The sequence below is a fragment of the Streptomyces sp. NPDC008092 genome (assembly GCF_042957285.1).
Taxonomy (GTDB): Bacteria; Actinomycetota; Actinomycetes; order Streptomycetales; family Streptomycetaceae; genus Streptomyces.
Map to the genome: position 1 here is coordinate 104,877 of NZ_JBIBHY010000019.1, position 13,575 is coordinate 118,451.

General features: G+C 72.9%; 14 protein-coding genes. 6 read left to right on the forward strand and 8 right to left on the reverse strand.

Going from position 1 to position 13,575, the window contains the following annotated elements; translation table 11 throughout:
* Nucleotides 1–20: 20 nt before the first annotated feature.
* Nucleotides 21–1,499, reverse strand: coding sequence for an exopolysaccharide biosynthesis polyprenyl glycosylphosphotransferase (locus tag ACFZB3_RS43265; protein ID WP_391387564.1), 1,479 nt, complete (start codon nt 1,497–1,499; stop codon nt 21–23).
* A gap of 1,405 nt (nt 1,500–2,904) precedes the next feature.
* Between ACFZB3_RS43265 and ACFZB3_RS43270 the strand changes: the two genes are divergently transcribed.
* Together ACFZB3_RS43270 and ACFZB3_RS43275 are read left to right on the forward strand one after the other, a co-directional pair.
* On the forward strand, nt 2,905–3,279 hold the full coding sequence (locus ACFZB3_RS43270; RefSeq protein ID WP_391387567.1) for a hypothetical protein: 375 nt from the start codon (nt 2,905–2,907) through the stop codon (nt 3,277–3,279).
* Nucleotides 3,280–3,475: 196 nt separating this feature from the next.
* Complete coding sequence (locus tag ACFZB3_RS43275; protein WP_093497714.1) at nt 3,476–3,841, forward strand: helix-turn-helix transcriptional regulator; 366 nt, start codon at nt 3,476–3,478, stop codon at nt 3,839–3,841.
* A 160-nt stretch (nt 3,842–4,001) separates the two neighbouring features.
* On the opposite strand, the gene ACFZB3_RS43280 is transcribed toward ACFZB3_RS43275, so the two are convergent.
* The 3 genes from ACFZB3_RS43280 to ACFZB3_RS43290 all read right to left on the reverse strand — a co-directional run bounded on the left by ACFZB3_RS43280 (nt 4,002) and on the right by ACFZB3_RS43290 (nt 6,575).
* Nucleotides 4,002–5,063 (reverse strand): iron-containing alcohol dehydrogenase, encoded by a 1,062-nt coding sequence (locus tag ACFZB3_RS43280; protein WP_391387851.1) that lies wholly within the window; start codon nt 5,061–5,063, stop codon nt 4,002–4,004.
* A gap of 5 nt (nt 5,064–5,068) precedes the next feature.
* The gene (locus ACFZB3_RS43285; RefSeq protein ID WP_391387571.1) at nt 5,069–5,926 is read right to left on the reverse strand and encodes a dioxygenase; all 858 of its coding nucleotides are present in this window, start codon (nt 5,924–5,926) and stop codon (nt 5,069–5,071) included.
* 136 nt (nt 5,927–6,062) lie between these two features.
* Nucleotides 6,063–6,575, reverse strand: a complete 513-nt coding sequence (locus tag ACFZB3_RS43290) for a hypothetical protein (protein WP_391387574.1) — start codon at nt 6,573–6,575, stop codon at nt 6,063–6,065.
* Nucleotides 6,576–6,705: 130 nt separating this feature from the next.
* On the opposite strand from ACFZB3_RS43290, the gene ACFZB3_RS43295 reads away from it, so the two are divergent.
* On the forward strand, nt 6,706–7,053 hold the full coding sequence (locus ACFZB3_RS43295) for a cupin domain-containing protein (RefSeq protein WP_391387576.1): 348 nt from the start codon (nt 6,706–6,708) through the stop codon (nt 7,051–7,053).
* Nucleotides 7,054–7,079: 26 nt separating this feature from the next.
* On the opposite strand, the gene ACFZB3_RS43300 is transcribed toward ACFZB3_RS43295, so the two are convergent.
* Nucleotides 7,080–8,111: a substrate-binding domain-containing protein gene (locus tag ACFZB3_RS43300; protein ID WP_391387579.1), complete on the reverse strand. Its 1,032-nt coding sequence runs from the start codon at nt 8,109–8,111 to the stop codon at nt 7,080–7,082.
* A gap of 122 nt (nt 8,112–8,233) precedes the next feature.
* Between ACFZB3_RS43300 and ACFZB3_RS43305 the strand changes: the two genes are divergently transcribed.
* On the forward strand, nt 8,234–9,400 hold the full coding sequence (locus ACFZB3_RS43305; RefSeq protein ID WP_391387853.1) for a phytanoyl-CoA dioxygenase family protein: 1,167 nt from the start codon (nt 8,234–8,236) through the stop codon (nt 9,398–9,400).
* A 127-nt stretch (nt 9,401–9,527) separates the two neighbouring features.
* Nucleotides 9,528–10,532, forward strand: coding sequence for a Gfo/Idh/MocA family oxidoreductase (locus tag ACFZB3_RS43310; protein WP_391387582.1), 1,005 nt, complete (start codon nt 9,528–9,530; stop codon nt 10,530–10,532).
* 70 nt (nt 10,533–10,602) lie between these two features.
* Here ACFZB3_RS43310 and ACFZB3_RS43315 read toward each other — a convergent pair whose 3' ends face one another.
* Complete coding sequence (locus tag ACFZB3_RS43315; RefSeq protein WP_391387584.1) at nt 10,603–11,163, reverse strand: TetR family transcriptional regulator; 561 nt, start codon at nt 11,161–11,163, stop codon at nt 10,603–10,605.
* 130 nt (nt 11,164–11,293) lie between these two features.
* On the opposite strand from ACFZB3_RS43315, the gene ACFZB3_RS43320 reads away from it, so the two are divergent.
* Nucleotides 11,294–12,337 carry an NAD-dependent epimerase/dehydratase family protein gene (locus ACFZB3_RS43320; RefSeq protein ID WP_391387586.1) on the forward strand — a complete coding sequence of 348 codons (1,044 nt, stop codon included), beginning with the start codon at nt 11,294–11,296 and terminating at the stop codon, nt 12,335–12,337.
* A gap of 30 nt (nt 12,338–12,367) precedes the next feature.
* On the opposite strand, the gene ACFZB3_RS43325 is transcribed toward ACFZB3_RS43320, so the two are convergent.
* Together ACFZB3_RS43325 and ACFZB3_RS43330 are read right to left on the reverse strand one after the other, a co-directional pair.
* Nucleotides 12,368–12,538, reverse strand: coding sequence for a hypothetical protein (locus ACFZB3_RS43325; protein WP_391387589.1), 171 nt, complete (start codon nt 12,536–12,538; stop codon nt 12,368–12,370).
* Nucleotides 12,539–12,669: 131 nt separating this feature from the next.
* Nucleotides 12,670–13,572, reverse strand: a complete 903-nt coding sequence (locus tag ACFZB3_RS43330; protein WP_391387592.1) for a TIM barrel protein — start codon at nt 13,570–13,572, stop codon at nt 12,670–12,672.
* Between the last annotated feature and the right edge of the window lie 3 nt (nt 13,573–13,575).

A 13,575-nucleotide genomic window follows, 5' to 3' on the forward strand; every position in this document is an offset into this window, starting at 1 on the left:
AGCCGCAGCCCCCCCGCGCATCAGTAGGCCCCCTGCCCGTGCAGCACCGCTCGCATCGTCTTCCACAGGATCACCGTGTCGAGGGCGAGCGACCAGTCCTCCACGTACCGCAGGTCGAGGCGGACCGCCTCCTCCCACGGCAGGTCACTGCGTCCGCTGATCTGCCACAGCCCGGTGAGCCCGGGCTTGACCAGCAGCCGCCGCCGGATGTCCGGGTCGTACGCGGCGCACTCCTCCGGCAGCGGCGGCCGCGGGCCGACGAGTGACATCGCTCCGGTGAGCACGTTGAAGAGCTGCGGGAGTTCGTCGATCGAGTACCGGCGCAGCACGGCTCCCACCCGGGTCACCCGTGGGTCCCGGCGGACCTTGAACAGCAGTCCCGCGCCCTCGTCGCGGTCGGCCAGCTCGGCGCGTGCCCGGTGCGCCCCGACGACCATGGTGCGGAACTTGAGGATCGTGAACTCCCGGCCGTCCTTGCCGACCCTGCGCTGCCGGTAGAAGGCACCGCCCCGGCTGTCCGCCAGCACGAGCAGTGCGACGACCGCCATCAGCGGTGCGAACAGCATGAGCAGGACCGCCGAGCCCACCCGGTCGACGACTTCCTTGATCGCCCGGCGGCCGCCGGTGAAGGTCGGCAGGCTGACCCGCAGCAGCGGGATCCCGAGCACCGCGTCGACGTGCAGCCGCGGGCCGGCCACCTCCATCAGCACCGGGGCCACGACCATCTCGGCGTCGCTGCCTTCGAGGTTCCAGGCCAGCCGCTGCAACCGGTCCGGCGTCCAGTACGGGTCCGGTGTCACCGCGACGACGCGGTAGCCGTCGTGGCGGACGTGCTTGGCGACGTCCGCCAGCCCGCCGACGACCGGGACGCCGTCCAGTTCGTCACCGTCGAGCCCGCGGCCGTCCGTCGTGCACACCGCCTCCACCCGCCAGCCGATGTGCGGGAACTTGCGGGTCCGGGTGACCAGGTCGCCCACGGTGGCCGGGCTGCCGGCGGCGAGCACCGGTCTCAGGCACCGGCCGTCCTTGCGCCGTCTGTGCAGATCGAGGCGGAGCAGGTACCGCGCGGTCATGGTGACGAGCCCGATCGCGGGAATCGCGACGAAGATCCAGAGTTTGATGTTGCGTGAGGTGAGGGCGATCCCGCCCAGCGCCAGGACGACGGTCGCCGCGAACAGCGAGCGTCCGAGCCGCCGGAATTCCTCGGCGCCCTGGCCGAGCACGGCCGGAGCCCACGACCGGCCCACCACGAGCGCCGACAGCACCAGCAGTTCGGTGCCGAAAGCGAGAATCCCCCACTTCTCGTGCCAGTTGGCCGCGTCCCGGGCCCCGAAGAACTCGCCGATGCCCGCCACCACGATGGCGGTGGCGACGGTATCGCTGATGATCACGGTACGCCGGTACCGCTGCTCCCACTCGATCGCCGGCCTGCTGGTTCCCCCGTCCGCCAGACGCCCGCGCGCCGGCGGAAAAGGGCCGACTAGTCCCCCCTGCCGCACAGAAACCCCCCGGTTCCCAGTGGTTCGACATGGTGCCCTGACACCGTTCCTCCCCCCGGGAGGCCCCCGCCTCCCGTACGCTTCCGCCCCCGGGAGGCCCCCCGGCTCCCCGCGCCGCGCTGTTCCTCCCGCAGACGGCCCCCGCCCTCCGCGTTTGACATCCCGGCTACTTCAGCGCTGCTTGAACAACCCGCCCGTGCCGCGGCGGACCTGCCTGCCCTGCCATGCTCACGAGGTGCACGGGAACCCGTGGATACCGCGGGTGCTCCCCGCACCCGAAGTCCCTCTCGGGCTCCAGGAGTTGATCACCCCCACGGCCGACGGCACGGGTGCGGCCACTGGCCGCCCGCATCGCCTGACCCATAGATCATCATTTGTCGCCCCGTGTCCCAGCATGCGAAGCACGGTCAATCTAGACCATCGGGGCCCGTCTGAAGAGAGGGCTGTGTGGAATTTGTGCTCGCTATTTGAAGACGGGTCAACGGACAGGCGACTGCCCAAGGGTGCTCCGGCGATCCGGGATGCGCCCTGTGACCTGCGATGACGCGAGTTCTCCGAGCTGCCGGGACCGGCGTCGACCAGAGGTGTCCAGGTTCTGCCAACTGGCTTGCAATCAGGGTGTGTTCGGCGGAATTCCGTCGGGTGCGCACGGGGCGGCGGTGACGGAGCGGGCGGTCGGCGGCTCCCGGGAACGGATCTTCACAGTTCGGCCGGCGCGAGCGCACACCGAGAACGGCCCCGGCCGGATCCGCGCCGGACCCCGCACCGAGCCGTCCCCGAATACGGGGGACCCTGCCGCGGCCGGGGTGCGCGCCCGCACCGGCGGTCCCGTCCTGGACCAGGCGGACGTCAGGAGTCATGGTCGGCCGTCAGGGCCGCGGAGTGCCGGGTCCGGGCCCGACACGGCCCCACACCACACGGCACACCGGGATCCGGACCGGATGCGGATCAACTCGGTTTTCACAGTGGGCACTTCTGCCCATTTGCCGAGTCCCGTATGCGCCGCGGAAGCCGGACTCCTCCCAGGCTCGGCACGAACACGCCACCCCGCACGCCGCCTTCCCGGAGACCGGCCGTCCGCGGTTTCGGCGGGGACGGGATCCGGTCGGCGGGTGCGGCGTGTCGGAACTACGACACGCCCGGCGGCCGCGCTGCGCTCCGTGGTCCCGACTGCGGCGTCCGTGCCCTGCGCGGCCACGGCCGGCTCGGGGCGCAGTGTCAACTTCGCTCATCATCGAACCAATTTCCGTCGCTCAAATGGACGGGTGACGCAGTTGATCGGCCAGCATGCGTCAGACCCGGAGACGCCGTCCCGGCGTCGCGCCCGCCGACCTACGGTCCCTGCATCGGGCGGACCGGCGGCTGCCGGTCCGCCGCCATCCGCATGCGAAGGGGAGGCGCCAGTATGGCGAGCGTGGAAGTGTCGCTGAAGGAAATGATGGCCGGGGTGGAGGGGTCGCTGGGAGCCGCGGTCGTCGACTACACCAGCGGTATGGCCCTGGGGACACTGGGCGGGGGCAAGGACCTCGATCTGACGGTCGCGGCGGCCGGGAACACGGATGTCATCCGGGCCAAGGTGCGCACGATGGGCGAACTGGGCCTCAAGAGCCGGATCGAGGACATCCTGATCACGCTGGAGAAGCAGTACCACCTCATCCGTCTGATCACCGGCCGCAGCGGGAACGGTCTGTTCCTCTATCTGGTGCTCGACAAGGAGCGCTCGAACCTGGCCATGGCCCGCCACCAGCTGAAGCGGGTCGAGGGGGAACTGGAGGTCTAGCGACTCTCCAGGTTTCGGGACTTCGTGCGCCCATGATGTGAAAACCTCTTCAAGTGACCACATCAGCATGATCCCAACTCATGTCTGCGCACGGCTCCTGACGGCAAGGATCGGCCGTACAGGGCCAGTGCGGCGGTGTCGCAAGGCGCCGCCGCACCGCGGCGCCACCACCCGTCCCGGCAGAGAGCGAGCGGTCATGCAAGTCCCCCTCTACCAGGCCAAGGCGGACTTCTTCCGCATGCTCGGGCACCCGGTCCGGATCAGGGTCCTGGAACTGCTCCAGCACGGGCCCGTCCCGGTACGGGATCTGCTCGCCGACATCGAGATCGAGCCGTCCAGCCTCTCCCAGCAACTGGCCGTCCTGCGCCGGTCCGGCATCGTGGTCTCCACCCGGGAGGGCTCCACCGTCCGCTACGCACTGGCCGGCGGAGACGTCGCCGAACTCCTGCGCGCGGCCCGCCGTATCCTCACCGAACTCCTCGACGGACAGAACGTCCTCCTCGCCGAACTACGCCAGGCCGACGCGTCCGCCCCGCCGATGTCCACGAGCAGCCGCGGCTGACCGCCGGCGCCCGCGCGCGGATCCGGCCGGATCGGGCCGTCCGCCGGCGCAGCGGCGCGACCCCGGACGGCAGGACCGCCCTCTCGGCTCCGGCGCCGTCCCCGGCCGCGAGGAGCGTGGCCGGGATCGCCCGGCAGGCGTCCCGAGGCGTCCGCCGCCGTCACGCCCCGGCCGGGCCGCCCTCGTACGCCGCCCGCAGCACGGTCAGCGCGTCGTCGGCCGTGACCGGCCTCGGGTTGGCGTACGGCTGCCCGGCGACCTGGGCGGCGGCGACCGCCAGGTCCGCTTCCCTCAGGCCGAGTCCGGCGAGCGAGCGCGGTGCGCCGAGGCGGCCCGCCAGGTCCTGGAGGGCGGCCGGGGCGTCGGCCGCGCCGAGGGCCCGGGCGACGGCGGCGGCCGCGTCCGGGGCGGCGGGCGCGTTGAAGGCGAGGGCGTACGGCAGGACGACGGTGTGGGTCTCGGCGTGCGGGAGGCCGAAGGTGCCGCCGAGGACATGGCACAGCTTGTGGTGCAGGCCCATGGTGGTGACGCCCAGGCAGGCCCCGCACAGCCAGGCGCCGTACAGGGCGCGGGAGCGGGCGGGTACGGCGTCCGGGGCCGCGGCGATCTCCGGCAGCGCGCCCGCCAGCGCCCGTACGCCCTCCTCGGCCATCAGCGCGACCAGCGGCGAGCCGTCGGGGGCGTAGAGCGCCTCCACGGCATGGGCGAGGGCGTTGATCCCGCTGGTCACCGAGAGCGGGACGGGCAGGGAGAGGGTGAGTTCAGGGTCGTAGACGACGCTGCGCGGCAGCACGACGGGGTCGCGGCCGGTGCGTTTGACGCCGTGCTCGGTCAGACCCCAGACCGGGGTCATCTCGGAGCCGGCGTAGGTCGAGGGCACGGCGATCAGCGGGAGTCCGGTGCGCAGCGCGACGGCCTTGCCGAGGCCGATGGCCGAGCCGCCGCCGACGGCCACGCAGCCGTCGGCGCCCGCGGCCCGGGCCGCCTCGACACCCCGGTCGGCGACCTCCGCGGGGACGTGCATCCGGGCGCCGGTGTGCAGCCCCGCGCAGGCGTCCCCCAGCGAGTCGGCGACCGCCCGCGCCGTCCGCGCGCCCCGCTCCCCGCTCAGCACGAGGAGCCGCCGCAGACCGAGGTGCCGGGCCTCCTCGGCGGGTGCGGTGAACGCGGCACCGGGTCGGAAGACCACTCGGGAGGGACGGGTCTCGTACACGAAGTCCAAGGGGTTCACGAGCGCTCCAGGGCCAGGTCGAAGCGGGCGTGCCGGAACGGGTTCGGTACGCCGTACTCCTCGGCCAGGGCGGGGTCGTCGGTCGGGGTGAAGTCCTTGACCAGGCTCTCCTTGACGGCGAACACCGCGTCGGAGTCCAGGTACTCGCCGCCGGCGACGAAGATGTGCGTGGTGACCGGCGCGTGCCCCGCGGCCGAGACGATGAAGTGGATGTGGGCGGGGCGGTAGGGGTGCCGTCCGGTGGCCTTGAGGAGGGCGCCGACCGGGCCGTCGGTCGGGATCGGGTAGGCGCTCGGCACACAGGTCCGGAACCGGAAACGGCCCTCGTCGTCGGCGGTGAACAGGCCGCGGCCGTTGCCGGGCGGCTGGACGTCGGGCTGCTGCACGTCGTAGTAGCCGTGCGGGTCGGCCTGCCACACGTCCAGGACCGCGCCGGGCAGCGGGGTGCCGTCGGCGGAGCGGACGACGCCGCTGACCACGCAGGGTTCGCCGGTGCCCATCAGGTCGATGCCGGCGCCGGGTTCGCGGACCGGGGACTCGGTCATGTGGAAGGGGCCGAGGACGGTCGACTCGGTGCTGCCGGGGTCGCTGTGCCCGTTGACCGTCTCGACCAGCATGGACAGGCCCAGGACGTCGGAGAGCAGGATGAACTCCTGCCGGGTGTCCGTGCAGGTCTGCCCGGTCCCGGTGAGGAACGCGATCGCCGCCTCCCACTCGCGTTGGGTCAGCCGGGTCTCGCGCGTGAAGGCGTGCAGATGCCGGACGAGCGCGGTCAGCAGTTCGCGCAGCCGGGGGTCGTCGGTGCCCCGCAGACTGTCGACGGCCTCTGCGGTGACTGCGTCTTCGGTGGTCATGCCGGCTCCTTGCGCGGAGGAACAGTGCCCTTGGGTGATCGTAAACCCGTTCACCGTTCAATGAACCGCAGCCACACACCGCAGCCACACACCGCGCCCGCTCACCGCAGCCACGCACCGCGCCCGCTCACCGTGGCTACTTGATGAACGCGTTCGCCACCACCACGATCACCCCGAGCAGCGCGTCCACCGTGCCGATCAGCACGGTGGCCGGCCAACTCCGCGCCGACCAGCGGGCGGTGACGATCCCGAGGCCGAAGAGGATCACGATGTTCAGGACGAACGCCGGGTACTCGACGCCCTTGGGCGGCCACCAGCCCCAGCCGGCGCCCGCGAGCAGGAAGACCGTGGGCAGCACCGCGGTGACCAGCGGCCATTCGTCGGCCAGGGTGTGCAGCGCGTCCCAGCGCTGGTGCGGGGCCCGCTCGGCGATGTAGTGCGCGTAGCCGTGCGCCAGGGCGGAGGCGCAGGCGGTGACCAGGAGCCAGAGGGCGTCGTAGCGGCGGCTGGCCTCGGAGGTGTGGCCGTACTGGGTGAGCGCGGCCACCATCGAGCAGGCCAGCACGGCGCCGTAGACCCCGCCGAACAGGACGGCCTCGCGGGTGTCGTGCGCGCGCGGCTGAGCCACGGCCGCCGGGGAGTCGGGCATGTCCTCCACGATCACCCGGGCCGGACCCGGCCGCCACCGGGCACGGCCCGACGAAGTGTCCTCCCACCAGGCCGGATGCCGCACACCCTGTCCACGGCCGGGACGGCGGCCGACTCGCTAGGGTCGCCGTATGACGACGCACAGCTTCGCCCTGCACATCCCCGACGCCGCACTCGAACCCGACCCGCTCGACCCGGCGCAGATCGTCTCCGGCACGCCCGAGGTCACCGGGAAGGTGGTCTGGGAGTCGGCCGACGGGAAGCAGCTCCGCGGGATCTGGCAGATCACCCCGGGGGTGGTCACCGACACCGAGGCGGACGAGCTGTTCGTGGTGGTCAGCGGCTCGGCGACGATCGAGGTCGAGGGCGGGGCGACGTTCACCGTGGGCCCCGGCGACATGGCCGTGCTGCGCGCCGGCGACCGTACGACGTGGACGGTGCACGAGACGCTGCGCAAGGCCTACGCGATCAGCCTCTGAGGCGGCCCGGCGAGGCGGGGGCGCGCTCAGCGGGTCGTGGCCGCGGGCATGTTGTAGGGCGTGACCACCTGGATCGCCGAGGGCAGGGTCGGGCCGGCCGGGGGCAAGGCGCCCTGGGCGCGCATCACCAGGTGGCAGGCCTCGCGCATGTCCTGGCGCAGGTCGTGGTGGAGGACCGCGGACAGCCGGTGCTCGCGCAGCAGGCGGGTGTTGTCGTGGTCGAGGTCGTGGGCGATGAACACGGCGCATTCGCGGTCCAGGTCCGCGAAGGCGCGCAGGGTGGCGATGTTGCCGCCGCCGATCGAGTAGACGGCGCGGATCTCCGGGTCGCGCTCCAGGGCGGCACGGACCAGGTCGTACTGGGTGGCGTCCAGGCCCTGGCCCTCGGCGATCTCCACCAGGGTGCGCTCGGGGTGCCTGGCCCGCATGGCGCTGCGGAACCCCATCTCGCGCTCCTCCTCGTTGCGGAAGAAGCCGCTGCTGAGGCTCGTGAGGACGTTGCCGGGCCGGTCGCCGAGCCACTGGCCCATCAGGTACGCGGCGGTGGTGCCGGCGGCCCGGTTGTCGCTGCCGACGTAGGCCAGCCTTCCGCTGGCGGGCAGGTCGGTCACGAGGGTGACGACCGGGATCTCCGCCGACCTGAGGCGCCCGACGGCGGCGGTGATCTCGGGGACGTCCGGCGCCTTGAGGATCACGCCCTGCGAGCCGCGGCGGCCTATCCGGTCCAGCGTCCGCACCAGTTCCTCGACCGGCCCGGTCTCCCGGAAGTGGAACCGGGAGCGCACCACCGCCGGGTGCAGGGCCGGCAGCTCGGCCTCCAGCGCGCCGCGTACGGCCGTGGTGAACCGCTCGGGCGCCTGCATCACGATGTCGACCATGAAGGTACGGCCCACCAGCCGGACCTGGGTGCGCTGCCGGTCCAGGTCGGCGATGGCCCGCTCCACCTCGCGGGCGGTGCTCTCCCGGACGCCGCCCCTGTCGTTCAGCACCCGGTCCACGGTGGCCTCGCTGAGCCCTGCCTGGCGGGCGATCTCACGGATGGGGAAGGGGTGGCCCACGGGCTGCCTCCTTGAGGGGTTTTTGACGGGTCGCTGCTGGTTGTTCGAGGGGTTTGTGCTGACAAGAATGGCAGAGCCTCGCCGTGGCCGGGACCACGGCCGTGACCGAAAGCAGGACATCGATGTCCCTCGCCGCCGAACAGGGCCGTCCCTGGCTCTCGCAGCAGGACTGCGACCTCGACGCCTTCCGTGCCCTGGTCGAGCGGACCACCGACCGGGCCGGCTACCCGTACGCCTCGGCCGTCGAGGAGAACGTCCTCGTCTACGACAGCGAGCGGCTGCGCTCCGCCGGCGCGGACCACGAGGTGCGGACCGAGCTCGTGCGCGTCCTGACCGACGGTCCCGGCATCGCCGTCTTCAGGGGCGCGTTCCCCGATCCGGACGTGGTGGACCGGGCCACCGCGGTGTTCGAGGCGCTCATCTCCGAGCAGCACGAGTCCGGTGCGGAGGCCGGCGACCACTTCGCGACGCCCGGGGCCAACGAGCGGGTGTGGAACGCCCTGGAGAAGGCGGCGCTCTACGACCCGGAGGGGTTCGCCGACTACTACGCCAACGACGTCCTGGCCCTGGTCTCCCGGGCCTGGCTGGGCCCCGGCTACCAGATCACCTCGCAGGTCAACGTGGTGAACCCGGGTGGCGCGGCGCAGACCGCGCACCGCGACTACCACCTCGGTTTCCTCTCCGACGAGCAGGCCGAGGCCTACCCGGCCCATGTGCACCGCCTCTCCCCCGCGCTCACCCTCCAGGGCGCGGTCGCGCACTGCGACATGCCGGTGGAGTCGGGGCCGACGATGTACCTGCCGTACTCGCAGACCTACGAGCCCGGCTACCTGGCCTGGCGGCGGCCGGAGTTCCAGGAGTACTTCAAGGCCCGCCATGTGCAGCTGCCGCTCGCCAAGGGCGACGCGGTGTTCTTCAACCCGGCGGTGTTCCACGCGGCCGGCACCAACCGGACCCTCGACGTGCGCCGGACGGCCAACCTGCTCCAGGTGTCCTCGGCGTTCGGGCGGGCCATGGAGACCGTGGACCGGGAGGCGGTGGCCAACGCGGTCTACCCGGTGCTGCGCCGGCGCCGGTCGGAGGGGGCCGGCGAGGCGTGGCTGGAGCAGGTCATCGCCGCGAGCGCCGAGGGCTACCCGTTCCCGACCAACCTCGACAGCGATCCGCCGGTCGACGGCATGGCCCCGCCCTCGCAGGCGGACCTCGTGCGGCGGGCGCTGCGGGAGGGGTGGGCGCCGCGGGTCCTGAGGGACGGCCTGCGGGCGGCGTCGGCGCGGCGGGAGAGCTAGGGGCCGGGAGGCCGGAGGTCGTCCGCGGGTTCGTGGTGGCTGGTCGCGCCCACGCGGCGGCAGCCGCATATGGATGCAGCCCCGCGCCCCTTCGGGGGCGCGTCATACATCAAGGAGTTACAAGCACATGCGTATCGGAATCCTCGGCCTCGGCCGTATCGGTGCTTTTCACGCCGAGACCCTCTCCGGGCTCGACGTCGTCGAGTCGCTCGTCTTCACCGACCCGTTCGCGGACGCCGCCAAGGCCGCCGCGGAGAAGTTCGGTGCCGAGGTCGTGGACTCGCCCGAGGCGCTGCTGGCCGCCGGTGTGGACGGCATCGTCGTGGCCGCCGCCACCGACGCCCACCCGGCGCTGATCCGGGCCGGTGTCGAGGCCGGTGTGCCGGTCTTCTGCGAGAAGCCGGTCGCGAAGACGATGGCCGAGGGCGTCGAGGTGCTCCGGGCCGTCCAGGGCAGCGGCGTGCCGATCCAGATCGGCTACAACCGCCGCTTCGACGCGGGCTTCGTCGCCGCCCGCGCCGCCGTCCGGGCGGGTGAGCTGGGCAAGCTGCACACCGTGCGCTCCACCACCCTGGACCCGGCGCCGCCGCCGGCCGCCTACATCGCCGCGTCCGGCGGGATCTTCCGGGACTGCTCCGTGCACGACTTCGACATCATCCGCTGGGTGACCGGCCGTGAGGTCACCGAGGTGTACGCGGTCGGCGGCAACCGGGGCGCCGAGTACATCAAGGAGGCCGGGGACGCCGACACCACCGGCGCGATCCTCACCCTCGACGACGGCACCATCGCGGTGGTCTCCAACTCCCGGCACAACGCCCGGGGCTACGACGTCCGCATGGAGCTGCACGGCTTCGCGGACTCCATCGCCGTCGGCCTGGAGGACAAGCTGCCGCTGCGCTCGGTCGAGCCCGGCGTGACCTTCCCGGCGGGCACCCCGCACGACTTCTTCATGGACCGCTTCACGGCGGCCTACCGTGCCGAGCTCACCGCCTTCACCGAGGTGGTGGCCGGCACCCGGCCCTCCCCCTGCACCGTCGAGGACGCCCTGGAGGCCGGCTGGATCGCCGACGCCTGCACGCTGTCCCTGCACGAGCACCGGCCGGTCACGATCGCGGAGGTCCGCGGCGCCTGACACCCGCGGACACTCCTGCCACGGCGGGGCGGGGACCGGAGACACGGTCCCCGCCCCGCCGTTCTTCGTGTCAGGCCCGCAGCCCGTCCACGATCAGCGCCAGGATCCGTGCCGCCCGCGCCTCGGCGTCGCCGCGGGCCGGGTCGATCCGCCACAGGACGCTGAGCTGGAGGAGCACGTCCTCGGGGTCGATGCCGGGCTTGAGGGTGCCGTCCGCCGCGCCGGCGTCCAGCAGGACGCCGATGGCGTCGACGAACGGGCCGTACATCGGGTCCTCGGCGGCGCCGCCGGTCGCGGCGTGCACGACCTCGGAGACGCCGAACTTGAGCCGGCCGTAGTGGGCGACCTCGTCGAACCAGCGGCGCAGCGCCTCCAGCGGCGGGTGCGTGCCGAGCAGCCGCGGCGCGAGGTCGATGAGGTGCTGGAGGTCGTGCCGGTACAGCTCCATGATCAGCGCCTCCCGGGTCGGGAAGTGCCGGTAGAGCGTGCCGATGCCGACGCCGGCCTTGCGGGCGATCGCGGAGAGCGAGGCCGTGGTGGAGGCGGCGAGCTCCGCCCGGGCCACGGAGAGGATGCGGTCCCGGTTGTCGCGGGCGTCCCTCCGGGTGGGTTTCGAGGGCTGCGGGTTCACGGTGGTGGTCGTCCGTCCGGTGTGGATTGCTATCCGGAGACCCCTCCGGTACGTTGGGAGACGTAGCGGAGGGGTCTCCGTTTCATTGCCGATTCTGGCACACATCCCACCGCGTCCGTGGAGGTCAGTCATGCCCGAACTCGTTCTGGTCACCGGGGGCACCGGGTACATCGCCGGCTGGTGCGTCGTCGAGCTGCTGAGGCGCGGCCACGACGTCCGGACCACGGTGCGCGCGCCGGGCCGGGAGCAGGCGGTCGTCGACGCCGTCTCGGCCGTCGTCGACCCGGCCGGGCGGCTGGGCTTCGCCGTGGCCGACCTCACCGCCGACGCCGGCTGGGACGCCGCGATGAAGGGCGTCGACCGGGTGCTGCACGTGGCCTCGCCGCTGGGTGTGCGCGCGGGCACCCCCGACCTGGTCACACCGGCCCGGGACGGCACCCTGCGGGTGCTGCGGGCGGCCGCCGCGGCCGGAGTGCGGCGGGTGGTGATGACCTCGGCGGCGAACGCCGCGAGCCCGTCGTCGTACGCCTCGGAGGGGGTCACCGACGAGACGCTGTGGACCGACCCGGAGGATCCGGCGCTGATCCCCTACCGCCGGTCGAAGACCCTCGCCGAGCTGGCGGCCTGGGAGTTCGTGCGGGGGCACGGCGGGCCCACCGAGCTGACCACCGTGCTGCCCGGCGCGGCGTTCGGGCCGGTGCTGACGGCGGATGCCGCCGGTTCCGTCGGGATCGTCGCCCGGATGCTGTCCGGGGCGATGCCCGGGGTGCCGCGGATCGGTCTCGAGGTGGTGGACGTCCGGGACCTGGTCGACCTCCACCTCCGGGCGATGACCTCACCCGCCGCGGCGGGCGAGCGCTTCCTCGGCACCGGCGAGTTCGTGTGGATGGCGGACATGGCGCGGGTGCTGCGGGACGGCCTCGGCGAGCGCGGACGGCTGGTCTCCACCCGCCGGCTGCCCGACGTCGCGGTGCGCCTCGCGGCCCGCTTCCGGGATCCCGGGCTGCGGGAGATCACCCCGGCGCTGGGCCGGCGCAACCGGCACACCACCGAGAAGGCGGCGCGGCTGCTGGGCTGGCAGCCGCGCCCGGCCCGGCAGACGGTGCTGGACTGCGCCGAGAGCCTGCTCGCCCACGGCGCGGTCCGGGTCCCGGCGGCGGCCCGGAAGCCGTGACACGCCGCGACCGCGCACCTGTCCGGGACCTCAGAGGCCGTAGCGGACCGCGAACTCGTCCGGGTCGTAGGCGTCCCGGTCCGGGTCGTGCCGAACCGCCGGCCTGGTCTCCACCATGTCCTCCGGGCGGATCCGGTCGGGCAGCGCGCCGAAGCGCTCCTTGCGTGTCACGGCCTCGGCCGCGGTCTCCTCGTGGCTCATGCTCGTCCTCCCCGCTGTAGCGGACATCGTCCGTCGTGTGCAGAACGCGCGCGCCCCGGCGGGTGTTCCCGAACCCGCCGGGGCGCGCGGGACCGCGCGGATCTCTCCGCACGGTCCCCGGGAAGCGGCTGTCAGGCGCCGCAGGACCGCAGGAACTTCCGGGTGCGCACCGCAATGGGCAGCGGCCGGTCCGGCTCGCAGGGGTACATGTCCTGCTCGACGATCGCGAACAGGTCGACCCCCAGCCGCTGCGCCGCCGTCAGCACCGGACCCAGCTCGGGCACGCCGGCGGGCGGCTCGCACATCACGCCCTGGGCCACGGCCGGCCCGAACGGGGTGCCCTTGGCCCGGACGTCGGCCAGGACCGCCGGGTCCACCTGCTTGAGGTGGAGGTAGCCGATCCGCTCGCCGTAGGTCTCGATCAGCTTGACGCTGTCGCCGCCGCAGTAGGCGTAGTGACCGGTGTCCAGGCAGAGGTTGACCAGGTCGGTGTCGGTCGAGTCGAGGAAGCGCTCGACGTGGTCCTCGGTGTCGATGTGGGTGTCGGCGTGCGGGTGGACGACGAGGTCCAGGCCGTACGCCTCCTTCACCTCGTGGCCGAGCCGTTCCATGCCCTTGGTGAGGTGGGCCCACTGCTCTCCGGTCAGCTCCGGCGGCTCCAGGATCTCGGCGGTCTTGTCGTCCCGCCAGAAGGACGGGATGACCACCAGGTGCCTCGCCCCCATGGCCCTGGTGAGCGCGGCGACCTGGCCGACGTGCTCCCAGGTGGACTCCCAGACGGCCGGGCCGCGGTGCAGGCCGGTGAAGACCGTGCCCGCCGAGACCTTCAGATCCCGCTTGGCGATCTCGTCGGTGAGCCGGGCCGGGTCGGTGGGGAGGTAGCCGTACGGACCGAGTTCGATCCAGGAGTAGCCGGCCTCGGCGACCTCGTCGAGGAAGCGTTCCCAGGGGACCTGCCGGGGGTCGTCTGGGAACCAGACGCCCCAGGAGTCGGGGGCCGAGCCGACCCGGATGCGGTCGAGAGGGTCGGTCATGGG

Bases quoted from the DNA above. Each gene is read 5' to 3' on its own strand.
- ACFZB3_RS43325 (WP_391387589.1), bottom strand. From the start codon at position 12,538: ATGAGCCACGAGGAGACCGCGGCCGAGGCCGTGACACGCAAGGAGCGC.
- ACFZB3_RS43270 (WP_391387567.1), top strand. From the start codon at position 2,905: ATGGCGAGCGTGGAAGTGTCGCTGAAGGAAATGATGGCCGGGGTGGAG.
- ACFZB3_RS43310 (WP_391387582.1), top strand. From the start codon at position 9,528: ATGCGTATCGGAATCCTCGGCCTCGGCCGTATCGGTGCTTTTCACGCC.
- ACFZB3_RS43285 (WP_391387571.1), bottom strand. From the start codon at position 5,926: ATGACCACCGAAGACGCAGTCACCGCAGAGGCCGTCGACAGTCTGCGG.
- ACFZB3_RS43290 (WP_391387574.1), bottom strand. From the start codon at position 6,575: ATGCCCGACTCCCCGGCGGCCGTGGCTCAGCCGCGCGCGCACGACACC.
- ACFZB3_RS43295 (WP_391387576.1), top strand. From the start codon at position 6,706: ATGACGACGCACAGCTTCGCCCTGCACATCCCCGACGCCGCACTCGAA.
- ACFZB3_RS43275 (WP_093497714.1), top strand. From the start codon at position 3,476: ATGCAAGTCCCCCTCTACCAGGCCAAGGCGGACTTCTTCCGCATGCTC.
- ACFZB3_RS43305 (WP_391387853.1), top strand. From the start codon at position 8,234: ATGTCCCTCGCCGCCGAACAGGGCCGTCCCTGGCTCTCGCAGCAGGAC.
- ACFZB3_RS43320 (WP_391387586.1), top strand. From the start codon at position 11,294: ATGCCCGAACTCGTTCTGGTCACCGGGGGCACCGGGTACATCGCCGGC.
- ACFZB3_RS43330 (WP_391387592.1), bottom strand. From the start codon at position 13,572: ATGACCGACCCTCTCGACCGCATCCGGGTCGGCTCGGCCCCCGACTCC.